The sequence below is a fragment of the Yersinia similis genome, from assembly GCF_001053095.1.
In the GTDB taxonomy this organism is placed as follows: Bacteria; Pseudomonadota; Gammaproteobacteria; order Enterobacterales; family Enterobacteriaceae; genus Yersinia; species Yersinia similis.
Map to the genome: position 1 here is coordinate 55,107 of NZ_CGBP01000006.1, position 22,969 is coordinate 78,075.

Here is a 22,969-nt window from a genome sequence, read left to right on the forward strand (position 1 = left end):
CAAAGGGCAGATCACAGATATGCGAAAGGTCGCCAGAGCGACCTTTCTTTTATTACATCGGTTTGCAAATGAATGCGAAGCTTATTGCGGTTGTTGTTGCTCTGCAGGGCCTATTTTAATGGTTGCCTGCTTATGCAGATTAGCCATCAACGCATCAAAAATCATGCTAACAGACTCTTCCTGCATCTTCTCGATAAAGACCTTCGTTTCACTTTCCGGCAATTTACCCGGTGTCACCGATAACAGCTCGATCAATACGATGTTGCCTTGACGGTCCTGAGATAAACCATAAACCGGCTGGTCTTTCTGTGGATGCGCCAGAGCGAAGATAGTCTGCATAAGTTGATCATCAACCGATGCATATGACAGTGTTTTCTTGTCCCCGAAGCTGATATCAGCGGACTTCATCGCCTCTTCGCCTTTACCTTGTTTCAACGCGGTTAAGATCTTCTCACCATCCACACGCGCCTGTTGTTCCGCTTTTTGGCGTTTCACCAGCTCACTAATTTGATCGCGAACCTGATCGAATGGCTCAATACCTTCTGGCTTGTGACCATCAATACGAATGACAAAAGCACGGTCACCATCCACGGTAATAACATCTGAGTTACTACCCGTAGAACCATTCTCACCCATCAGGCGGCCATCAAAGATTGCCTGTACTACCGGTTTGAAATTAATTTCAGCCGGTACCGTGTCACGGGTGAACCAACCTGTTTGTTGAGCTTTAATCCCCGCGACCTCTTCGGCTGAAGCCAGAGATTCGTTATCGCTAGTTGCCGCATCATTGACTTTTTGCTGTAGCGCATAATAAGCGTCAAGCGCTTTTTCCTGCTTAAGCTTTTTAGCCAACTCATCATGAACTTCTGATAGCGGTTTAACTAACTCTGGTTTGATATCATTTAAGCGAACAATTAAATAGCCGACAGAAGATTTGATCACATCAGACAGTTGGCCTTTATCGTTCAGATTGGCGACTTTCACCTCTTCAGGTGTTGTTTCTGGCTCCAGCCAACCTAGTTCGCCACCATTATTACGAGAAATAATATCGGTGGATTTTTCTTTGGCTACCGCAGCAAAATCAGCACCTTTTTTCAGCTCATCAAGCGCCGCTTTAGCTTCGGCTTCTGTTTTAAACTGAATGACGCTGTAATTACGGCGTTCAGGTTGGGTGTAACTGCTGCGGTTCTGATCGTAATACGCTGCAATATCCTCTTCAGTCACCGTGATACTGCCCTGCATTGCCGCTGCATCCATAGCAATAAAACTGACCTTCATCTGTTCCGGTGCAATGAAATTATGTTTGTTCTGATCGTAATAAGCTTGTAGCTCTTCATCAGTAACTTTCTGCTGTGCTTGAAGTGCTTTGAGGTCCAAAGTAGCCAGGCGGACGTCACGTTGCTGTAAAACCAACGCTGACATTGCCTGAACTTCAATAGGCAGCACAAAACCGGTATCACTAAAGGCTTTCAGCAATTGCTGATTGATCAGCTGCTGACGTTGCAATTGAGCAAATTGCTCTGGGGTGTAGCCCAGTTGGTTAATCAGTGCGAGATATCTGTTATTGTCGAAATGTTCACCTGTTTGGAAATCAGGTATCTGGCGGATAGACTCTTTTACTTGTTCATCGCTAACAGTCAGACCCAATTTTCTAGCATATTGGTCAAGTAACACATTGTTGATCAATTGCCCAAGCACCTGTTGACGCAACTGTTGCATGTAGCCCTCATTCGCGGCCAGCACAGAGAACTGTTCACCTAATTTTTGTTGCAGGCGACCACGTTCACTTTGCATAGCCTGTTCTAACTGAGCCCGGCTAATGTCTTGGTCATTAACTTTGGCTGCGTAATCGTTGGAGCCACCAATCAAATAGCTGCCAACCCCAGTCAGGATAAAGGACAACATGATCAGGGCCAGAATGATTTTGAGCACGACGTTATTAGCAGCCGCGCGTAAATTGTCCATCATAATGTGACAATACTCCGCTGTAATGTGGATTAAAACTCTTGCGCAGGTCTAAATAAAACCAGCATTCCTTGCGACAGCCCTTCGTGCTGCTGCGCGTTAAAACTGCTTACTGTGCTTTTATTACCGTTAGCCAGCCACTAAGGTTCTTTCGTCAGACTGGTATTTTACGCCAGTTCAGTAGCTAAGCGAAAAAAAAGCGCATCATAAACGATGCGCCTTGTATCTTACCTTACCAGCTCAACTGCGTCAGGTTATTGTTTAACACAAACAATATTTGCCACAGGTGATATTTGACGCAAATCAGTTTACTGCGTCTTTCAGGCCTTTACCGGCACGAAAACCCGGTACTTTAGCGGCTGGAATACTAATTTCTTTACCTGTCTGCGGGTTGCGGCCAGTACGTGCAGAACGCTCACGTACTGCAAAAGTACCAAAACCAACCAGAGCCACATCATCCCCTTCTTTCAAGGATTCAGTAACAGAAGTAATAATTGCATCTAACGCACGCCCAGCGGCCGCTTTAGAAATATCAGCACCTGCGGCAATTTTGTCTATCAGTTGTGACTTATTCACTCTTTCATCCCCTTTAGAATTCTATCGTCGCGCCGAAAATCCCTACGGACAACACGACAGCGCGGCTGTTATATCAATCCTGTCCAACCTTGGCAAGCAGCCCAAGAGCTTAAAATTTTGCCGGACAGCCGAACTAACTTAGCGGCACAAAAAATAGCTGGCAAGCAGGATTTCACTTACCAGCATTAGTTTTATCAATACTTCTTGCGATCCGTCACTATTTTAGCGCTACTGGCTGGGCACCAAAGGCCGGGTGTTCCAACGCAATGGCTAAAACATCGTCAATTCGTTTAACCGGATGGATCTCCAGATCAGCTATAACATTGTCAGGAATCTCTTCCAGATCACGTTTGTTATCATCTGGAATCAACACCACTTTGATCCCACCACGGTGAGCAGCCAGTAATTTCTCTTTCAAACCGCCAATCGGCAATACTAAGCCGCGTAAGGTTATCTCACCAGTCATCGCAACGTCAGCACGAACGGGGTTACCCGTCAGACAAGAAACCAGCGCTGTACACATTGCAATACCGGCGCTCGGACCATCTTTAGGTGTTGCCCCTTCCGGCACATGTACGTGGATGTCGCGTTTTTCGTAGAAATCAGGGTTAATGCCCAATTTATCCGCGCGCGCACGCACCACGGTCAAAGCCGCCTGAATCGACTCTTGCATTACTTCACCCAGAGAGCCGGTATAAGTCAACTTGCCTTTACCCGGAACACAAGCAGTCTCGATAGTAAGTAAGTCGCCACCCACTTCAGTCCACGCCAAACCCGTTACCTGACCTACGCGGTTTTCAGTATCGGCACGACCATAGTCAACCTTTTGAACGCCAAGGAAATCTTTTAGGTTATCCCCGTTGATTTCAATGTGCTTAACCGTTTTGTCCATCAGCAGATTTTTTACCGCCTTACGACACAGTTTAGAAATTTCACGTTCCAAACTGCGCACCCCAGCTTCACGGGTGTAGTAACGGATAATACTCATAATGGCGCTGTCATCAATGGTCAATTCACCTTTCTTGATGGCATTACGCTCAAATTGTTTTGGCAACAGATGCTGCTTAGCAATATTGAGCTTCTCATCTTCGGTATAGCCGGACAGACGAATAACTTCCATACGATCCAGCAGCGGTGCTGGAATATTCATGGAATTAGAGGTCGCAACAAACATGACATCCGAGAGATCGTAATCCACTTCCAGGTAGTGGTCGTTAAATGCAACGTTTTGCTCTGGATCCAGAACTTCCAACAACGCAGAAGCAGGATCCCCACGCATATCCGATGCCATTTTATCGATCTCATCCAATAGGAAGAGTGGGTTTTTCACACCAACTTTCGCCATCTTCTGGATCAACTTACCCGGCATAGAACCAATATACGTACGGCGGTGACCACGGATTTCAGCTTCATCACGCACCCCCCCCAATGCCATACGCACATACTGGCGACCCGTTGCTTTAGCAATTGACTGCCCCAGTGAGGTTTTACCGACCCCTGGAGGCCCAACCAAGCAAAGGATTGGCCCTTTAATTTTGCTGACCCGGCTCTGGACTGCGAGATATTCCAAAATACGATCTTTAACACGCTCTAAACCGTAATGGTCGGTATCCAGAACTTCTTGTGCTTTAACCAGGTCTTTTTTAACTTTGCTGCGGCTATTCCAAGGAACCTGCAACATCCAGTCGATGTAGCCACGAACCACGGTTGCTTCCGCAGACATTGGCGACATCATTTTCAGTTTTTGCAGCTCCGCTTCGGTTTTTTCACGCGCATCTTTCGGCATTTTAGCCGCTTCAATTTTACGTTTCAGCGCTTCATGTTCGTCTGGTGTATCGTCCATCTCGCCCAGTTCTTTCTGAATAGCTTTCATTTGCTCATTCAGATAGTACTCACGCTGGCTCTTTTCCATCTGCTTTTTAACACGATTACGGATCCGCTTTTCAACCTGTAACAGATCGATTTCCGACTCCATCATCGCCATCAAGTATTCCAGACGTTCGGTGATATCGAACATTTCCAGAACAGCTTGTTTATCATTTAACTTCAATGGCATATGTGCAGCGATGGTATCAGCAAGACGTGCCGCATCATCAATGCTGTGCAACGAAGCCAGCACTTCCGGCGGGATTTTTTTGTTCAGTTTGATATAACCTTCAAACTGATTAATCGCGGTACGTACCAAGACTTCTTGTTCGCGATCATCCATAACGGGTGATTCAAGATATTCCGCCTGGGCAGCAAAATGCTCGCCACTGTCAGAAAGCGTGGTGATACGCGCACGCTGTAAACCTTCAACCAACACTTTTACTGTGCCGTCAGGCAACTTCAGCATTTGCAAAATCGAGGCTACGGTACCCACCGAAAACAGATCGTTGATACCAGGCTCGTCGGTCGAAGCTTCTTTCTGCGCAACCAGCATGATTCTTTTATCATGGTCCATCGCAGCTTCCAGGCACCGAATCGACTTTTCCCGGCCAACAAATAGTGGGATCACCATATGCGGATAAACCACCACATCGCGCAGAGGCAATACGGGGATTTCTATGCGTTCGGAACGCTCAGGGTTCATAGAGCTCTCTCTTAGTTTAGCTTCCGCCAGATTACTGGAAATCTCGTGAAACACGAGTCATCACGAGTTTCACTAAATAGGTATTTGAGTATATGGGGACGAATGTCTTACATTCAACGATAACAATACGAGGAAAAAGAAATGGGGGATAAAATCCCCCATTGTCATACTAACTGCCTGGACAAGCTGGTTAATTATTCACCAGAAGCTTGCGCTTCGGGCTGACCATAAATCAGCATCGGCGCGGATTGACCAGCAATAACTGATTCATCCACGACCACCTTCTCTACGCTATCCATTGATGGCAGATCATACATCGTATCCAGCAAAGCGCCTTCGACAATGGAGCGCAGGCCACGAGCACCTGTTTTACGCGCCATCGCTTTCTTGGCAATCGCAGTCAATGCTTCGTCACGGAACTCGAGCTCAACACCTTCAAGGCTGAATAATGCCTGATATTGCTTGGTCAGTGCATTTTTCGGCTCTTTAAGGATCTGAATCAGTGCGTCCTCACTCAGTTCGCTCAATGTGGCAACTACCGGCAAACGACCGATAAATTCAGGGATTAAGCCAAATTTGATTAAGTCTTCTGGCTCAACCTGACTCAGCAACTCGCCTTCTGTTGCCTTTTCTGATTGGCCTTTTACCACTGCGCCAAAGCCGATACCGGAACCGGTATTAATACGCTGCCCAATAACTTTGTCCAAACCGGCAAAAGCACCACCGCAGATAAACAGAATTTTGGAGGTATCAACCTGCAAAAACTCCTGCTGCGGATGCTTGCGGCCACCTTGTGGCGGCACCGCAGCAATAGTCCCTTCGATCAATTTCAGCAGAGCCTGTTGCACGCCTTCACCTGAGACATCACGGGTGATAGATGGATTATCAGACTTACGTGAAATCTTATCAATTTCATCGATATAGACGATACCACGTTGTGCTTTCTGTACGTCGTAATCACACTTCTGTAGTAGCTTCTGAATGATGTTTTCGACATCTTCACCCACATAGCCAGCTTCAGTCAGCGTAGTCGCGTCCGCCATAGTAAACGGCACGTCCAGGAGGCGAGCCAATGTTTCCGCCAACAGCGTTTTACCGCTACCTGTTGGACCAATCAGCAAAATATTACTTTTACCCAGTTCAATACCATTACTGGTATCACCGTTACGCAGACGCTTGTAGTGGTTATACACTGCAACTGCCAGCACTTTTTTCGCAGGTTCCTGCCCGATGACATAATCATCAAGGTGGTGACGAATTTCATGCGGTGTAGGCAGTGAACTGCGATCCCGGTGCGGGGAAACTTCCTTGATCTCTTCGCGAATAATGTCATTGCACAAATCGACACATTCATCGCAGATATACACTGACGGCCCGGCAATTAGCTTACGCACTTCATGCTGGCTTTTGCCGCAGAAAGAGCAATACAGCAGCTTTCCTGAACCGTCTTTGCGCTTATCTGTCATCAGTAAACCTCTTTTTCAGTATCTGCCACACCCGAAACTATGGTGGCAGGGAGACTATTCTCGCTATTTCTGGACATCACGTTAACACTCAACGGATAGCCGATATATCAGGGAGTGTTCGAACAACACGCGATTGCATCTACTCGATCCCATAATTTGTTCTATTTACATACACTATAGTATATCGGCTCGCAGAAATAATTCGTTAGTCACGACGGGTGAATACGGAATCAACTAACCCATATTCTACAGACTGTTCTGCTGACAAGAAACGGTCACGCTCTGTGTCTCTCTCGATTTCTTCGAGAGATTTCCCCGTGTGATATGCCATCAGTTCATTCATGCGCGATTTTACTTTTAAAATCTCTTTGGCATGGATTTCAATGTCTGTGGCCTGCCCCTGGAAACCGCCCAACGGTTGGTGAATCATCACCCGTGAATTCGGCAAGCAGAAACGTTTACCTTTGGCGCCCGCAGTCAACAGGAATGCCCCCATTGAACATGCTTGCCCCATACAGATAGTGCTGACATCAGGCTTAATGAATTGCATGGTGTCATAAATTGACATCCCGGCAGTAATCACCCCACCTGGTGAGTTAATATACAGAAAAATATCTTTTTCTGGATTCTCGGCTTCCAAAAACAGCATCTGTGCTGTGATTAGGTTAGCCATATGGTCTTCAACCTGACCCGTCAGGAAGATAATGCGTTCTTTCAACAGACGGGAGAAGATATCGTAAGAACGCTCCCCACGTGAAGTCTGCTCAACTACCATTGGCACCAGAGCCATGTTAGGTGCAAATTGATCTCGTTCGCCACTGTATGACATTACCGTCTCCTAATAGAATTTACTTTGGCGCCATTCATAACCGATTCTACTTGAGATAAGTAATGATGACTATGTTCATGCAACAAGGTCGCATACAAAACGCCTGGCCTCCCAGACTCATTCGACAATGGTAATCAGCCAGTATTTCATCAACATCTTATATGAACGTCTGTTAGCTTAATTGGGGATAAATACGTATTTTCAAGCCCCACGAATACCTTTTATCTAACGACCAATTCTTATCCCTACTGTAATCTCGACACCCAATTAATTATTTAGTTGCTAAGTGCTTCATTCTACTTTTTAAATATAGCGCAGATTACAACGAAACATGTCAGATGAATCATACTATTAAGTGATTATTGTTACCAAAAGAAAAAGCCCGTGACCAATAATGGCGACGGGCTTAATCAATCAAAATACTGAATGGGTCCCATCCAGCATCATGCGCTGAAAAACATTACGCTGCAGTGGTCTGATTCATCAGCTCACTGAAAGTCGTTGGTTTTTCAGTGACTTTGGCTTTAGCCAGCAGCGTTTCCACTGCTTGCTCTTCCAGAGCAACATTACGCATATTATTCATCAGCTCTTTATTCTTGCTGTAGAACTCAATCACTTCTTGTGGATCTTCGTAAGCAGATGCCATTTCTTCGATCAGAGCTTTAACACGATCTTCATCCGCTGTCAGCTCATGCTGGCTGATCACTTCGCCCAACAACAGACCAACAACAACACGGCGCTTAGCTTGTTCTTCGAACAGTTCGCGTGGCAGTTCAGCAGCTTGTTTCTCGTTGCCACCGAAACGCTGTGCAGCCTGACGACGCAGAACATCAATTTCGCCGTCAACCAGTGCAGTTGGAACGTCGATATTATTAGCGCTGACCAAGCCGTCGATTGCCTGAGTTTTAACACGGTTACGTACCGCGCCTTTCAGCTCACGCTCCATATTTTTACGCACTTCAGCACGCAAACCTGCCAATGAACCATCAGCAACACCAAAACGTTTGATAAATTCTTCAGTCAGTTCTGGCAGCTCGCGGACTTCAACTTTCTTCAACACGATGGCGAATTTAGCTGATTTACCTTTCAGGTTTTCTGCGTGGTAATCTTCTGGGAAGTTTACGTCGATAGTGAATTCTTCACCGGCCTTGTGGCCGATAACACCGTCTTCGAAACCAGGGATCATACGGCCCTGCCCCATTGCCAGCACGAAATCAGTCGCTTTGCCGCCTTCAAACTCTTCACCATCGATAGAGCCAGTGAAATCCAGAGTCGCGCGATCTTCAGCCGTTGCTGCAGCGTCGGTTTCTTTCCAGGTAGCTTGTTGCTTACGCAGTGTTTCCAGCATGGTATCAACGTCAGCGTCGTTAACTTCAACAACTGGCTTCTCAACTTCAATGCTTTCCAGATCTTTCAGTTCCACTTCTGGATACACTTCAAACTCAACAGAATAAGTAAAATCTTCACCCTGCTTGTACTCACCTGGCACGTAGTTTGGCGCGCCAGCTGGATTGATTTTTTCTTTGATGATCGCATCAACGAAATTACGTTGCATCAGATCACCCAGTACATCTTGACGTACTGACGAGCCGTAACGCTGTTCAACGATATTCATCGGCACATGGCCTTTGCGGAAACCGTCGATACGAACATTTTTAGCGGCTTTAATTAATTCACTTTTTACTGCTTTCTCAATGCTGTCAGCAGCAACAGTAATTGTTACACGGCGGCCAAGGCCTTGAGTGGTTTCAACAGAAACTTGCATCTTGTTACCTCAAAAAAATCACAGTGCTCGGTCAACTCCAGAAGCTGCAAACGAAGCAGCACCATTACCTTTTCAGGAATGATGCGAACTCTGAAAACACCCTCCAAGAACCGGGACGGCCGCATTACAGAACCGAGTATCCCAGATGTCAGAAGCGTCCCGAAACCATTCCGGAAAAATAAGACGCGACATTATAGCGGCGCATAGGTTATGAGTCGAGGAAAGCAAGCGAATGTTGTCGCGGTAAAATTCACGCATGAGTCGTTCCCTCGGCAAAAACTCCTATGGCGCAACTATTAAATGAAGATGTCGCCCGTACAGAAACACAAACGGCCCTAGAGCCGTTTGTAAAATTCTCATCTACTAATACCCTAAATCAGGCCAGAATGACTACTGCTATTAAGCCTGTTTATGGATTAAGCCAGCGTATTGGCACCACGACAAGAGGGAGATGCTGGCACGGTATCTTGTAATCCTGCCCACTCTTTCCGTGTATAAGTATGTAACGCCAGCGCGTGAACACTGCCAGCTAGCTCATCAGCCAGCACACTATAAATAGAACGATGGCGGCTCAGAAAACGCTGATCTTGGAACTTATCGCTCACGATCACAATTTTAAAATGACTTTCAGAGCCGGCAGGTACATTGTGGCGATAGCTTTCATTAATCACCTCCAAATGATCCGGTACGAATGCCGCTTTTAGTTTTTCTTCAATTTGTTCCCGAATCAAAATCATGTTGCTCTCCTTACTGCCGAGACAGAAAACTGCCTACTCTCTTGCAATATTAGTCGATTCCTGCTGCTTTATAACATTTTAGATACAAAATATCCTGGATAAATCTCTTTTGTCTGTATGGCGTATGACGCTAATCTGCTAATCAGATAAAAAGGTCACTTGTCAGTGTCTTAAGTAAAAATAGAGGTGTCTAGGGGGAAATCGGCTTTTAGATGAATTTCTGTTCATCAGGTTCTTCCCCCAGCCAATGGCAGTGTTATGATGGGGCAACTGCAAATTCGCAAAATAAGATGGCAGCTATCCTGCTCTGATTATTAAAGAATTCCATAACTATCGAGAAAGTGAACATGCTAAAGAAAATTCTTTTCCCGCTGTTGGCTGTTTTTATATTGGCCGGTTGTGCTACCACAAGTAACACGCTGAATGTCACGCCAAAAGTGGTATTGCCAACACAAGATCCAACACTGATGGGTGTAACTATCAGTATCAATGGCGCAGATCAGCGTCAGGACTCCGCGCTGGCTAAAGTTAATCGCGATGGGCAATTAGTGGTGCTAACACCATCACGTGATTTGCGCTTCCTGTTACAGGAAGTTCTCGAAAAACAAATGACGGCCCGCGGTTATATGATTGGTGCTGATGGTGCGGTTGACCTACAAATTGTAGTTAACCAACTGTATGCCGATGTGCAGGAAGGTAACTTGCGCTACAACATCACCACCAAAGCCGATATCTCAATCACGGCAACGGCGAAAAATGGCAACAAGCAGGTAAAAAACTACCGCGCGACCTACAATGTTCAGGGAGCGTTTACGGCAACTAACGAAAAAATCACCGATGCTGTAAATACCGTGTTAAGTGACGTTATTGCCGATATGGCGCAAGACACTAGCGTCAGTAGCTTTATCAAACAAAATGCACGCTAATTTGATGTTTGCTTAACCTTTTTTGCCTAACACAATTATAGTTACTTAACAGAATTATAGTTGCTTAACAGAATGCTCTGCCCCACACCTTGCGGCAGAGCAGGTAGATTTCTTATGCCCAATCGCTATTCAAACCTTTTTACCCAACGTAACTCTATTATTCTTCTGTTATTGGGCTTTGCCTCTGGCCTTCCTTTAGCGCTTACCAGTGGCACACTACAAGCATGGATGACCGTTGAAAATGTCAATCTTAAGACAATTGGTATTTTCTCGCTGGTTGGCCAAGCCTATGTTTTTAAGTTTCTTTGGTCCCCGCTGATGGACCGCTACACGCCGTCCTTTTTAGGGCGTCGGCGCGGTTGGTTGCTGATAAGCCAGTTATTACTCATTATTGCCATTATCGCGATGGGCTTTATGGAGCCTGCCAAACATTTATGGTGGCTGGCAGCGGTCGCGGTATTAGTCGCATTTTGTTCAGCTTCTCAAGATATCGTTTTTGATGCTTATAAAACTGACTTGCTTACCACTGAAGAACGCGGTACTGGTGCGGCAGTATCGGTATTAGGCTACCGCTTGGCAATGCTGGTTTCCGGTGGGTTAGCGTTGTGGATAGCAGATCGCTATCTCGGCTGGCAATCAACTTATTGGCTAATGGCCGGATTGATGTTGATTGGGGTGTTCGCTACCTTGCTCGCCCCTGAACCCGATATTCGAATTGCCCCACCCAAAACACTGGAACAGGCCATTGTCGCTCCATTACGTGATTTTTTCGGTCGTAATAATGCTTGGCTGATCTTGCTGCTTATTGTGTTTTACAAAATGGGGGATGCGTTTGCTGCAAGCCTGAGTACGACTTTTCTTATACGCGGCGTCGGGTTTGATGCCGGTGAAGTGGGGTTGGTGAATAAAACGCTGGGGCTGATCGCCACTATTATTGGCGCTCTATATGGCGGTCTATTAATGCAGCGACTGAGCTTATTCCGAGCCTTAATGATCTTCGGTATTTTACAAGCGGTTTCCAACATGGGCTATTGGCTACTAGCCATCACTGATAAAAATATATTATCCATGGGCAGTGCCATATTTTTGGAGAACTTGTGTGGTGGGATGGGAACCGCAGCCTTTGTCGCATTACTCATGACACTCTGTAACAAGTCCTTCTCCGCCACACAGTTTGCCCTATTATCAGCCCTCTCTGCTGTAGGCCGAGTTTATGTTGGCCCGATTGCTGGTTGGTTTGTCGAGGCCCATGGCTGGCCACTTTTCTATTTATTCTCTATCGCCGCCGCTATTCCAGGGCTATTGCTACTGTATATCTGCCGTCAAACGCTGGATCATACTCAGAAAACCGATGAATTCATGCCCCGGACCGCATTTAAAACGGCTTATCGTTGGGCACTACGCTTGCTCGTTATTGGCTGCCTGTTGCTGTCTATGTGGCTAATTTTGTTGATATGTAACGCACTGGATTGGACCTCCATACCACAAGTGGCCGATACCTTATTCTTAAGGGGAATTCAGTTCAGCATCGTCGGGATGACTCTCGGGGGGCTACTGGATTATTTAGCGCTCAGACGGCAAAAACTAGCCTAGTAAATCACTTCAGTCACATAAAGCCGGTGCTTGCACTGGCTGAGGTTATTGACAAAGTGCCTGCAACGGAGAGAACAGGCAGATCGTAAAGACGCCGGCTTCCCTGTATAAAAATAGCCTTCCCTGGGGGCTCGAGCCGCGCCCTCCCTGGCGCGGACGCTTTACTCCTCTGCCTATCCTCACCGTTCAAGATTGAGTCATCGGGGTTTGTCAGCAGTCTGAGCCGGTGCTTGCACTGGCTTTTTTGTTTTTATCAGAAAAACAAGCCTAACAAATAAACCCCACGGATACCTCACCCTCAATTCATTGACACAAATCACACCCTTAAATTCTTGTTGCATGTTTTTTTAAAAAAAACGAGATACGCATCACCTTAAACTATTTATCCTTTCGTGCTCCGAGATTATGATGAGCACACTTTTTGCTAAGGGCTCAGTCCCTTCGCTTTTCCTTAATATTTTTTATCTACACAGAGGCATTTATGCGTAAAATTCTTATCGGCGCTGCAGCACTGGCAACAGTGACTTTGACGCCATCCGTCCAAGCTGAATACCAGTGGGGATTCGGTAATGTCAGCTTGAACTACCTTGACTGGACCAGAAGCACGACGCATAAATCAGGCGATTCTTCGCATAAAGATGACTTCGCCTATATTGAGTTAGAAGGTGGGGCAGGCTTCAGTTGGGGTGAGATTTATGGTTTCTTCGATTTAGAAAACCCCTTCAATTCAAAAACAGCCCAACCAGGTGATAATCAACGCTATACCTTTAAAACAACTGGCCGCTATTATCTGGGTGACAGCGGTTTTAACCTTTATGGCCATGTTTACGGTACATATTCTCTGCCAGGGGATAACAGAAACTTCCATGAAGTGAATACACTGTATGGGGTTGGCTATAACGCTGCTTTCGATTCTCTGTGGCTAAAACCTTTTGTTGCCCTGCACTATGTTGATCAAACTTACTATTCAGGTAACAACGGCTATGTGGTTGGTTGGGTTGCTGGCTATGACTTCACTGCTTTCGATGAAAAATTCAGCATCACTAACTGGAATGAACTGGAATTTAACCGTGCAGAAGCCTATGCAGCAGGCAATGGCGGGAAAAATGGTATCAACGGCGCTATCGCATTGTGGTGGACACCGGTTAAGCAACTCACTACAGGTATTCAATACCGTTATGCCTATAAAAAATTAGGCGAAGACTTTTTACAAGATGGTATCGTTTACTCAATTAAATATAATTTCTAACTATAACTAAATGATTCCAAGGTACCTATTTAGGATACCTTGGAATATATTTTAATTTACCTTTATATCACATATTTTTTACATAAAATAAGCTCACATCCCAATTAAACATCACTATTTCCCTCACACAAAAATGCCAATGAACGTTGTTTTTCCTTAACATTCATGATTTTCTAACCATAGAGCATCGCCAATATATTATTGCTACTGGAAAATTGCCAAATAAGGTAACATCTGTGACCCCCTTAACATAAAGTGTCAACAAGGCGCTGACAGAATATTAAGCATGTTTACAGTCCTGCAACCTTCCCGTAAAATGCCCGCACACATGAAACGACAATAGAGCCATTTTGTAATTGAGGTCGTTAGATGAGACTTAAGAAATACATTAAAAATATGGGAATATTGTCTTTATTTGCAGCCACCGTCATGCTAAGTGGTTGCAATATGGTATTGATGAATCCCAAAGGCGCAATCGGAGTCGAACAAAAAACGCTGATACTGACTGCTATCGGTTTGATGTTGATCGTCGTTATTCCGGTTATTTTTATGGCGTTTGCTTTTGCCTGGAAGTTCCGTGCTTCCAACAAAAGTGCAACGTACACCCCGAACTGGTCCCACTCCAACAAAATTGAGCTTGTTGTTTGGGCTGTTCCAATCATTATCATCGCTATTTTGGCTACGATAACGTGGAAAACAACCCACGAACTTGATCCATTCAAACCTATCGTTGTGGCCGGTAAAGATCCGATCACCATCGAAGTGGTCTCCCTTGACTGGAAATGGTTATTTATCTACCCAGAACAAGGCATCGCTACCGTAAATGAACTGGCCTTCCCTACTGGTGTTCCGGTGAACTTCAAAATCACTTCTAACTCAGTAATGAACTCGTTCTTTATCCCTCAGTTAGGCGGGCAGATTTATGCGATGGCCGGGATGCAGACTAAATTGCATCTGATTGCCAATGAACCAGGTAAATACAACGGTATTTCCAGTAGTTTCAGTGGCCAAGGCTTCTCTGGTATGAAATTCACTGCGATTGCAACACCAACGCAGGAGGACTTCAACCAATGGGTCGAACAAGTGAAAAAATCGCCGAACACCCTGAATACAACTAACGATTTCGAGAAACTGGCTACGCCAAGTGAAAATAACCCGGTGGAATACTTCTCCAGTATCAAACCGGCGCTATTTAAAGAAATCATTGGTAAGTTTATGGGCGATATGAACATGCCAAAAAATGGTAATGGCATGCCAAAAGGCATGGATATGAGCCAGGGCATGGAAATGGGCGAACACACTGCTCACGCCGGAGCCGAGGAATAAAACGATGTTGGGAAAATTAACACTTGATGCGGTTCCATTAGGCGAACCAATCATAATGGTGACCGTTGCTGCAATTATTATTGGGGGAGCGGCACTTGTCGCTGCTCTGACTTATTTCGGCAAGTGGAAATGGCTGTGGAGCGAATGGCTGACTTCGGTTGACCATAAAAAAATCGGCATCATGTACATTCTGGTTGCCATGGTCATGCTGTTGCGTGGTTTTGCCGATGCCATCATGATGCGTAGTCAGCAAGCACTTGCTTCTGCGGGCGAAGCAGGTTTCCTGCCACCTCACCACTATGATCAAATCTTCACCGCGCACGGCGTTATCATGATTTTCTTCATGGCGATGCCTTTCGTTGTTGGCTTGATGAATATAGTTGTACCGCTACAAATCGGTGCACGTGACGTTGCCTTCCCGTTCCTAAACTCTCTGAGCTTCTGGCTCTTTGCTGTTGGGGTGGTGTTAATTAACATCTCTCTGGGAGTCGGTGAATTTGCTCAGACTGGCTGGCTTGCTTATCCACCACTATCAGGTATTGAATACAGTCCTGGTGTCGGGGTTGACTACTGGATATGGAGCCTACAGATCTCCGGTCTGGGGACATTGCTAACCGGTGTGAACTTCTTTGCGACTATCCTGAAGATGCGTGCACCTGGCATGTCAATGATGAAAATGCCGGTCTTCACTTGGGCTGCATTTTGTACCAACATCTTGATTATCGTTTCTTTCCCAATCCTGACAGTCACCGTCGCATTACTGACGCTGGATCGTTACCTTGGCACCCATTTCTTTACCAATGATATGGGTGGCAACATGATGATGTACATCAACCTGATTTGGGCCTGGGGCCATCCGGAAGTGTACATTTTGGTGTTGCCGGTATTCGGGGTCTTCTCCGAAGTTACCGCAACCTTCTCAAGAAAGCGCCTGTTTGGTTACACCTCTCTAGTGTGGGCAACCATCGCGATTACCGTCCTGTCGTTTATTGTTTGGCTACACCACTTCTTTACCATGGGGTCAGGTGCCAACGTTAACGCCTTCTTCGGTATTGCCACGATGATCATTTCCATCCCAACAGGGGTGAAAATCTTCAACTGGTTGTTCACTATGTACCAAGGCCGTATTCAAATTAACTCCGCGATGCTGTGGACTATTGGCTTCATCGTGACCTTCTCTATCGGCGGGATGACCGGGGTTCTGCTGGCCGTACCGGGTGCAAACTTTGTTCTGCATAACAGCCTGTTCCTGATTGCGCACTTCCATAACGTAATTATCGGTGGTGTGGTCTTCGGGTGCTTCGCTGGCCTAACGTATTGGTGGCCTAAATCATTCGGCTTTATGCTGAATGAAAAGTGGGGAATCCGTGCATTTTGGTTCTGGATTATTGGTTTCTTCGTTGCCTTTATGCCGCTGTACGTATTGGGCTTTATGGGAATGACCCGTCGTCTGAGCCAAGATATCAACCCAGAATTCCATACGATGCTCATGGTAGCCGCTGGTGGTGCCGCACTGATTGCTTGCGGTATCTTGTGTCAGGTAATCCAAGTATTCGTCAGTATCCGTGACCGCGAACAAAACCGTGATCTGACCGGTGACCCATGGGGTGCCCGTACGCTGGAATGGTCTACTTCTTCCCCTCCGCCGTTCTATAACTTCGCCGTTGTTCCTAATGTTGTTGACCGTGATGAGTTCTGGGACATGAAAGAGAAAGGCGAAGCCTATAAGCGCCCAGCGAAATACGAAGAAATCCACATGCCGAAGAATACTGGTGCAGGTGTGATTATTGCTGGCTTCAGCTTGATTTTCGGCTTTGCTATGGTCTGGTATATCTGGTGGCTAGCCATTATTGGCTTCGTTGGCATGATCGTTACCTGGATCGTGAAAAGCTTCGACGAGGATGTAGATTACTATGTGCCAGTGGCTGAAGTGGAGCGCATCGAAAATCTTCATCATGAACAAATCAGCAAAGCAGGCGTGAATCATGTCAACTGAAACTCTGACTAACCACAACGTAGCCCATGCAGAGCATGAGCATCACGATGCGGGAGCGACGAAAGTATTCGGCTTCTGGGTCTACCTGATGAGCGACTGTATTTTGTTTGCGACTCTATTCGCAACTTATGCAGTGCTGGTAAATGGGACCGCTGGCGGTCCTTCAGGTAAGGAGCTTTTCGATTTAAACTTTGTTCTGATCGAAACCTTCCTGCTGCTTTTCAGTAGTATTACTTACGGCGTGGCAATGCTGGGCATGAACAAAGGGAGTGTAAAGCAGGTCAATACCTGGTTGGGCTTCACCTTCCTGTTCGGTCTCGGCTTTATCGCAATGGAACTCTACGAATTCCATAAACTGATTGAAGAAGGTTACGGTCCGGCACGTAGTGGGTTCTTGTCGGCCTACTTTGCCTTGGTTGGCACCCATGGTCTTCACGTAACCGCTGGCCTCGCATGGATCATTATTATGATGATTCAAGTAGCAAGACGTGGTCTTAACTCAACCAATAGAACCCGTCTGATGTGTCTGAGTTTGTTCTGGCACTTCCTAGACGTGGTCTGGATCTGTGTATTCACCGTAGTTTATCTGTTAGGAGCCATATAATGAGTCATTCAACAACTACTCACGGTGGAGCCAGCCACGGTAGCTTGAAGTCCTATATTATAGGCTTCGTGCTGTCGGTGATCCTGACAGTTATTCCATTTGTTATGGTGATGAGTGGTACTGCTTCCTATACAACGACTCTGCTCACCGTGGTCGGTTTAGCTGTTGTGCAAATTGTTGTACATTTAGTGTACTTCTTACATATGAATACTTCGTCTGAAGAACGCTGGAATCTGGTGGCGCTCCTGTTCACCGCTATGATTATTGCAATCGTTGTAGTGGGCTCACTCTGGATTATGTACAACCTCAACATCAATATGATGGTTGACTGAAGAGCTGCATGTGATGATTAAGCAATACCTGCAAGTCACTAAGCCAGGAATTATTTTCGGTAATTTAATTTCTGTCATTGGGGGTTTTCTCCTCGCTTCCAAGGGCGATATTGATTACCTCCTGTTTCTCTCCACCTTATTAGGTGTCTCGTTAGTTGTTGCCTCCGGGTGCGTATTTAACAACTATATTGACCGAGATATCGATAAAATCATGGAGAGAACGAAGAATCGTGTCCTGGTAAAAGGGCTTATCGATCCGAAGGTATCCCTGATTTATGCATCGGTACTGGGTATTGCTGGCATGCTGTTGCTCTACGTGGCAGCTAATGCATTAGCAATGATGCTAGCTGTTATTGGTTTCGTTATCTATGTTGGGGTTTATAGCCTCTACATGAAACGCAAATCAGTCTACGGCACCTTGATTGGCAGCTTGTCAGGCGCCGCTCCCCCCGTTATTGGTTACTGTGCTGTAACGGGGCAATTCGACACTGGCGCACTGATCTTGTTGCTGATCTTCAGTCTGTGGCAAATGCCTCATTCCTATGCCATCGCCATTTTCCGCTTTAAGGATTATCAGGCTGCTAACATTCCGGTACTGCCGGTGATAAAAGGAATATCGGTCACCAAAAACCATATTACCCTTTATATTTTGGCGTTTATGGTCGCAACCTTGATGCTGACATTAAGTGGCTATGCTGGTTATAAATATCTGGTTGTGGCTGCCGCCGTTAGCGTCTGGTGGCTCGGTATGGCATTGCGCGGTTACAAGGCAACGAATGACAGCGTATGGGCGAGAAAACTCTTTGTCTTCTCAATCATTGCCATTACTTCATTGAGCGTAATGATGTCAGTTGATTTCAATGTACACTCTTCAGCGGTACTCCTGACTTACGCTGGGTAGTCTCAGCGAAAATGATGAGAGTGAAATAAATCAAGTGGCTGGCAGGAATCGCTCTTGCTAGCCACTCTGTATTTGTCCCCTGATCTGTATTTGTGCCCGACCCTATTTCTGTCAGTATCTTGTTATTTATTTTTGCACCGACTTGTCTCTACAGTTAGCTATTTACGATCCACGATTGACCACCAGTCACCTATAATAAATCATCAAAAATTAGCTCATACAATCATGCGCCTACGAACAACCCTCTACGATTAACGTCTTGTAAAATAAGCTATCTGAATTACAAACGGGCTAGCATTGTTCGGATACAAGTGGTTCTGTTTCCTCTCTAGTCTCGTCTGTCATACATTCTAAACATCAATAGATTTACCGACTGGCATAAACATCACTACAATAGCGCAGAATGTTTTTTTGAGGTGGCAATGAACGATAATAAAATGACTCCGCTAGAGCTTCGAGCTACCTGGGGGCTAGGTACGGTATTCTCACTACGCATGCTGGGCATGTTCATGGTGTTACCGGTTCTTACCACCTATGGTATGGCACTTTCCGGTGCCAGTGAGGCATTGATAGGTATCGCAATTGGTATCTATGGTTTATCTCAGGCCATTTTTCAGATCCCCTTTGGGCTGCTTTCTGATCGTATCGGTCGTAAACCCATGATTATCGGTGGGCTGTTGGTTTTTGCATTAGGAAGCATTATTGCCGCATTAAGTGATTCTATTTGGGGCATTATTCTTGGCCGTGCACTACAAGGCTCCGGGGCAATCGCCGCCGCTGTCATGGCGCTATTGTCTGATTTAACCCGTGAGCAAAACCGTACCAAAGCAATGGCATTTATTGGTGTCAGTTTTGGTGTCACCTTTGCTATGGCGATGGTGCTGGGGCCAATCGTGACGCATGCTTTTGGTCTGCAAGCTCTGTTTTGGGGGATCGCAGTACTGGCGCTGTTAGGCATTGTTATCACATTAGCCGTGGTTCCTTCAGCCGATAACCATGTCCTCAATCGTGAATCGAGCATGGTTAAAGGCAGCGTGAGCAAAGTGCTTCACAACAGTCGATTACTTAAACTCAATTTCGGCATCATGTGCTTGCACGTTCTACTGATGTCGAGCTTTGTTGCCTTGCCTCAAATGATGGCCAATGCTGGGTTAGCTCCCGCTCAACATTGGATTGTTTATCTGGTAACCATGTTGATCTCTTTCGCCGCAGTGGTACCGTTTATTATTTATGCCGAAATAAAACGCCGTATGAAGCAGGTCTTTATGGGCTGTGTGGCAGTATTGTTTATCGCTGAGGTCGTATTGTGGTTTGCTGGCCAAGACCTATGGATAATTATTGCCGGTGTACAGTTATTCTTTATTGCTTTTAATGTGATGGAGGCTATTTTGCCGTCGCTGATCAGTAAAGAATCACCCGCAGGTTACAAAGGCACAGCAATGGGGATTTATTCCACCAGCCAGTTTATTGGCGTAGCGATTGGCGGCAGTTTTGGGGGCTGGATATTTGGCCTTGAAGGTGCCGATATGGTATTTGCTGCTGGAGCCATTATCGCACTGGTATGGTTTGCCGTCAGTGCCACTATGCAAGAACCACCTTATGTTAGCAGCCTGCGTATAACCTTATCAGAATCGGCTGTAAAAAATACAACCTTGGAAGAGCGACTCAAAGCCCAGCCAGGTGTTACCGAGGCGGTCGTGGTCACGGCGGAGCACAGCGCTTATGTCAAAGTCGATATTAAACAGACCAATCGCAACCAGTTGGAACAGTTGATCAACACGGCTTAAAACAGAATGATTTATAGGGTGAAAAATTAAGGGGCAAAGACATGAAAAATCCGTTGCCCCTTTAGTCGTTGTACTTTTTAAAAGCTCAATAGCAACCTATTGGCTAACTATAAACTTGCTGAATATCAGTCACGGAAGTTATTGAACTGGAAGGGTTGCCCCAGATCGGCAGCACGTACCAGTGCCATAACCGACTGCAAGTCATCACGCGCTTTACCCGTGACACGAACTTGCTCACCTTGAATCTGTGCTTGCACTTTCAGCTTGCTATCTTTAATCAGCTTAACCAACTTTTTAGCCTGAACACTTTCAATGCCTTGCTTAAGTTTGGCATCTACACTGTAGGTTTTACCACTACGAGCCATCTCTTCCGGGATTTCCAGCGCGGCACCTTCAATACCCCGTTTACTCAACTGGGCACGTAAAATATCAAGCAATTGCTCTACCTGAAAATCAGATTCGCTGACGACTTTGATACTTTCGTTTTTTTCATTTAATTCGAAGCTCGCTGGCACATTACGAAAATCCCAGCGGTTCGCCAGATCACGGGTGGCGTTTTCAACGGCGTTACGCACTTCCTGCATATCAATTTCAGAAACAATGTCGAAAGATGGCATATTCCCCACTCCTGATAAAATAAATGGCGAGCATAATAACCGCTTTATTCCCATAGACAAAATTAAGCCACTAACTATTTCACAATACCTCTGTTTTTACCGAGAGCTTTATACTTGTGGTTAACGTTTCGTTTATCGCTGACCCTGCGTTTAGTGAAAAAAAAGTCTATAATCAAAGCATAACGCTTAAAAATAAGCAGTGTATTTTCTTTTCATACTAGGGGGATCCCAATGAAAATTACTGTGCTTGGTTGTGGAGCTCTTGGGCAGTTATGGCTTTCAATGTTGCATCAGCAAGGCCATGATGTGCAGGGCTGGCTTCGTGTGCCACAGCCCTTTTGTTCAGTTAATGTGATCATGTTAAACGGCGAGTCATTTAATCGAAATCTTACAACAAATGACCCAAAGCATTTGTTGCAAAGTGAACTGTTACTCGTGTGTTTAAAAGCCTGGCAAGTTTCCAGCGCGATTATAGCCTTGCTGCCAAAACTAAACCCAGAATGTAAAATATTACTGCTACATAACGGTATGGGAACACAGGAAGAGTTACCACAGAATGGACATGTTTTTCTGCACGGCGTTACCACTCATGCCGCACGCCGGGACGGCAATACAATTATCCATGTCGCCAGTGGCATGACCCATATTGGCCCAACCTCACCGGTTATAATAGATGACAGCCATCTGGCCGATACACTCCATCAAGCGCTGCCAGATGTCGCTTGGCATAATGATATCTCAGCCGCCTGTTGGCAAAAACTGGCGGTCAATTGTGTCATCAATCCTCTTACCGGTCTGCATAACTGCCGCAATGGTGATGTACAACGTTATCCTGAGCTGATTGAGCGTTTATGTGCTGAAGTCGCCAGCGTCATGGAGATGGAGGGATATCACACCTCAACCGAAAGTCTGCTCAGCTATGTCAACAATGTTATCCGGAGCACTGCCGATAATACCTCATCACTGTTACAGGATTTACGTAGCCAACGGCATACCGAAATCGACTATATAACCGGTTATTTACTGCGGCGCGCCCGTAATCATGGTATGGCATTACCAGAAAATGCTCGGCTGTATGAATTAATCAAACGTAAGGAAAATGATTATGAACGTATCGGCGCTAGTTTGCCTGGCTCCTGGTAGCGAGGAAACCGAGGCAGTCACAACTATTGATATTCTGGTACGCGCAGGCATCAATGTCACAACCGCCAGTGTCGCGGGTGATGGTGCACTGGAGATTATCTGTTCGCGCGGAGTGAGGCTGCTGGCCGATACCCGTTTAGTGGATGTCGCCGATCAAAAATTTGATGTGATAGTGCTCCCCGGTGGCATTAAGGGCGCGGAGTGCTTTCGCGATAGCCCGTTACTGGTTGCAACAGTCAGACAAACCCACAATGAGGGCCGTTTGGTTGCCGCAATTTGTGCGGCTCCCGCACTGGTGCTTGAGCATCATCAGCTATTTCCCGTAGGGAATATGACCGGGTTCCCTTCACTAAAAGATAAAATAGCCCCAAATAAATGGATGGATCAACGCGTCGTCTATGATAGACGGGTTAATTTAGTCACCAGCCAAGGGCCAGGAACATCCATCGATTTCGCCCTAAAAATTGTGTTTTTATTACTTGGCAGGGAAAAGGCAGAAGAAATTGCCTGGCAGCTAGTGTTGCCGCCAGGAATTTATAACTATCGTGAATAATGGTCGCCGTAACGGTTACTGTGCAAATCCTG

The 22,969-nt window shown here is 45.9% G+C and carries 19 protein-coding genes; 11 read left to right on the forward strand and 8 right to left on the reverse strand.

Annotated elements, in window-relative coordinates:
* Positions 1–81: 81 nt before the first annotated feature.
* The 7 genes from ppiD to bolA all read right to left on the reverse strand — a co-directional run bounded on the left by ppiD (position 82) and on the right by bolA (position 9,910).
* Positions 82–1,968 (reverse strand): peptidylprolyl isomerase, encoded by a 1,887-nt coding sequence (ppiD, locus tag AC971_RS06570; RefSeq protein WP_025382837.1) that lies wholly within the window; start codon positions 1,966–1,968, stop codon positions 82–84.
* Between the two features lie 300 nt (positions 1,969–2,268).
* The gene (gene hupB / locus AC971_RS06575) at positions 2,269–2,541 is read right to left on the reverse strand and encodes a nucleoid-associated protein HU-beta (protein WP_002208639.1); all 273 of its coding nucleotides are present in this window, start codon (positions 2,539–2,541) and stop codon (positions 2,269–2,271) included.
* Positions 2,542–2,758: 217 nt separating this feature from the next.
* Positions 2,759–5,113: an endopeptidase La gene (lon, locus tag AC971_RS06580; RefSeq protein WP_025382836.1), complete on the reverse strand. Its 2,355-nt coding sequence runs from the start codon at positions 5,111–5,113 to the stop codon at positions 2,759–2,761.
* Positions 5,114–5,307: 194 nt separating this feature from the next.
* Entirely contained in the window at positions 5,308–6,579 is a 1,272-nt protein-coding gene (gene clpX, locus AC971_RS06585; RefSeq protein ID WP_002208641.1) for an ATP-dependent protease ATP-binding subunit ClpX, read from the reverse strand.
* Positions 6,580–6,784: 205 nt separating this feature from the next.
* Positions 6,785–7,408 carry an ATP-dependent Clp endopeptidase proteolytic subunit ClpP gene (gene clpP / locus AC971_RS06590; RefSeq protein ID WP_002208642.1) on the reverse strand — a complete coding sequence of 208 codons (624 nt, stop codon included), beginning with the start codon at positions 7,406–7,408 and terminating at the stop codon, positions 6,785–6,787.
* A gap of 460 nt (positions 7,409–7,868) precedes the next feature.
* Positions 7,869–9,173 carry a trigger factor gene (gene tig / locus AC971_RS06595; RefSeq protein ID WP_025382835.1) on the reverse strand — a complete coding sequence of 435 codons (1,305 nt, stop codon included), beginning with the start codon at positions 9,171–9,173 and terminating at the stop codon, positions 7,869–7,871.
* 416 nt (positions 9,174–9,589) lie between these two features.
* On the reverse strand, positions 9,590–9,910 hold the full coding sequence (bolA, locus tag AC971_RS06600; protein ID WP_002208644.1) for a transcriptional regulator BolA: 321 nt from the start codon (positions 9,908–9,910) through the stop codon (positions 9,590–9,592).
* 347 nt (positions 9,911–10,257) lie between these two features.
* Between bolA and AC971_RS06605 the strand changes: the two genes are divergently transcribed.
* From AC971_RS06605 to AC971_RS06645, 9 genes are all read left to right on the forward strand, one after another.
* A complete protein-coding gene (locus tag AC971_RS06605; protein ID WP_025382834.1) occupies positions 10,258–10,836 on the forward strand; it encodes a lipoprotein in 579 nt (192 codons plus the stop codon).
* Positions 10,837–10,950: 114 nt separating this feature from the next.
* Positions 10,951–12,429, forward strand: a complete 1,479-nt coding sequence (ampG, locus tag AC971_RS06610; RefSeq protein ID WP_025382833.1) for a muropeptide MFS transporter AmpG — start codon at positions 10,951–10,953, stop codon at positions 12,427–12,429.
* Between the two features lie 481 nt (positions 12,430–12,910).
* The gene (locus tag AC971_RS06615) at positions 12,911–13,678 is read left to right on the forward strand and encodes a nucleoside-specific channel-forming Tsx family protein (RefSeq protein WP_025382832.1); all 768 of its coding nucleotides are present in this window, start codon (positions 12,911–12,913) and stop codon (positions 13,676–13,678) included.
* Positions 13,679–14,047: 369 nt separating this feature from the next.
* Complete coding sequence (cyoA, locus tag AC971_RS06620; protein WP_025382831.1) at positions 14,048–15,004, forward strand: cytochrome o ubiquinol oxidase subunit II; 957 nt, start codon at positions 14,048–14,050, stop codon at positions 15,002–15,004.
* 4 nt (positions 15,005–15,008) lie between these two features.
* Entirely contained in the window at positions 15,009–17,000 is a 1,992-nt protein-coding gene (gene cyoB, locus AC971_RS06625) for a cytochrome o ubiquinol oxidase subunit I (RefSeq protein ID WP_025382830.1), read from the forward strand.
* On the forward strand, positions 16,990–17,604 hold the full coding sequence (locus AC971_RS06630; protein WP_025382829.1) for a cytochrome o ubiquinol oxidase subunit III: 615 nt from the start codon (positions 16,990–16,992) through the stop codon (positions 17,602–17,604). Before cyoB ends, AC971_RS06630 begins: the two co-directional genes overlap by 11 nt.
* Positions 17,604–17,936 (forward strand): cytochrome o ubiquinol oxidase subunit IV, encoded by a 333-nt coding sequence (locus tag AC971_RS06635; protein ID WP_002208652.1) that lies wholly within the window; start codon positions 17,604–17,606, stop codon positions 17,934–17,936. The genes AC971_RS06630 and AC971_RS06635 overlap by 1 nt, the downstream gene beginning before the upstream one ends.
* A gap of 13 nt (positions 17,937–17,949) precedes the next feature.
* Positions 17,950–18,837: a heme o synthase gene (gene cyoE / locus AC971_RS06640; protein ID WP_025382828.1), complete on the forward strand. Its 888-nt coding sequence runs from the start codon at positions 17,950–17,952 to the stop codon at positions 18,835–18,837.
* A 422-nt stretch (positions 18,838–19,259) separates the two neighbouring features.
* The gene (locus tag AC971_RS06645; RefSeq protein WP_025382827.1) at positions 19,260–20,624 is read left to right on the forward strand and encodes an MFS transporter; all 1,365 of its coding nucleotides are present in this window, start codon (positions 19,260–19,262) and stop codon (positions 20,622–20,624) included.
* Between the two features lie 125 nt (positions 20,625–20,749).
* Here the strand turns inward: AC971_RS06645 and AC971_RS06650 are convergent, their stop codons facing one another.
* Entirely contained in the window at positions 20,750–21,241 is a 492-nt protein-coding gene (locus AC971_RS06650) for a YajQ family cyclic di-GMP-binding protein (RefSeq protein ID WP_025382826.1), read from the reverse strand.
* A gap of 231 nt (positions 21,242–21,472) precedes the next feature.
* Here AC971_RS06650 and panE point away from each other — a divergent pair, with 231 nt between their 5' ends.
* On the forward strand, positions 21,473–22,384 hold the full coding sequence (gene panE / locus AC971_RS06655) for a 2-dehydropantoate 2-reductase (RefSeq protein WP_025382825.1): 912 nt from the start codon (positions 21,473–21,475) through the stop codon (positions 22,382–22,384).
* Entirely contained in the window at positions 22,347–22,937 is a 591-nt protein-coding gene (gene yajL, locus AC971_RS06660) for a protein deglycase YajL (protein ID WP_025382824.1), read from the forward strand. Before panE ends, yajL begins: the two co-directional genes overlap by 38 nt.
* The last annotated feature ends 32 nt before the right edge of the window (positions 22,938–22,969 follow it).

What these genes read in the sequence shown, in the direction of transcription:
- panE (WP_025382825.1), top strand. Translation starts at nt 21,473, where the DNA reads ATGAAAATTACTGTGCTTGGTTGTGGAGCTCTTGGGCAGTTATGGCTT.
- cyoB (WP_025382830.1), top strand. Translation starts at nt 15,009, where the DNA reads ATGTTGGGAAAATTAACACTTGATGCGGTTCCATTAGGCGAACCAATC.
- AC971_RS06630 (WP_025382829.1), top strand. Translation starts at nt 16,990, where the DNA reads ATGTCAACTGAAACTCTGACTAACCACAACGTAGCCCATGCAGAGCAT.
- yajL (WP_025382824.1), top strand. Translation starts at nt 22,347, where the DNA reads ATGAACGTATCGGCGCTAGTTTGCCTGGCTCCTGGTAGCGAGGAAACC.
- AC971_RS06635 (WP_002208652.1), top strand. Translation starts at nt 17,604, where the DNA reads ATGAGTCATTCAACAACTACTCACGGTGGAGCCAGCCACGGTAGCTTG.
- clpP (WP_002208642.1), bottom strand. Translation starts at nt 7,408, where the DNA reads ATGTCATACAGTGGCGAACGAGATCAATTTGCACCTAACATGGCTCTG.
- AC971_RS06645 (WP_025382827.1), top strand. Translation starts at nt 19,260, where the DNA reads ATGAACGATAATAAAATGACTCCGCTAGAGCTTCGAGCTACCTGGGGG.
- AC971_RS06605 (WP_025382834.1), top strand. Translation starts at nt 10,258, where the DNA reads ATGCTAAAGAAAATTCTTTTCCCGCTGTTGGCTGTTTTTATATTGGCC.
- cyoE (WP_025382828.1), top strand. Translation starts at nt 17,950, where the DNA reads ATGATTAAGCAATACCTGCAAGTCACTAAGCCAGGAATTATTTTCGGT.
- bolA (WP_002208644.1), bottom strand. Translation starts at nt 9,910, where the DNA reads ATGATTTTGATTCGGGAACAAATTGAAGAAAAACTAAAAGCGGCATTC.
- AC971_RS06650 (WP_025382826.1), bottom strand. Translation starts at nt 21,241, where the DNA reads ATGCCATCTTTCGACATTGTTTCTGAAATTGATATGCAGGAAGTGCGT.
- tig (WP_025382835.1), bottom strand. Translation starts at nt 9,173, where the DNA reads ATGCAAGTTTCTGTTGAAACCACTCAAGGCCTTGGCCGCCGTGTAACA.
- ppiD (WP_025382837.1), bottom strand. Translation starts at nt 1,968, where the DNA reads ATGATGGACAATTTACGCGCGGCTGCTAATAACGTCGTGCTCAAAATC.
- clpX (WP_002208641.1), bottom strand. Translation starts at nt 6,579, where the DNA reads ATGACAGATAAGCGCAAAGACGGTTCAGGAAAGCTGCTGTATTGCTCT.
- cyoA (WP_025382831.1), top strand. Translation starts at nt 14,048, where the DNA reads ATGAGACTTAAGAAATACATTAAAAATATGGGAATATTGTCTTTATTT.
- AC971_RS06615 (WP_025382832.1), top strand. Translation starts at nt 12,911, where the DNA reads ATGCGTAAAATTCTTATCGGCGCTGCAGCACTGGCAACAGTGACTTTG.
- lon (WP_025382836.1), bottom strand. Translation starts at nt 5,113, where the DNA reads ATGAACCCTGAGCGTTCCGAACGCATAGAAATCCCCGTATTGCCTCTG.
- ampG (WP_025382833.1), top strand. Translation starts at nt 10,951, where the DNA reads ATGCCCAATCGCTATTCAAACCTTTTTACCCAACGTAACTCTATTATT.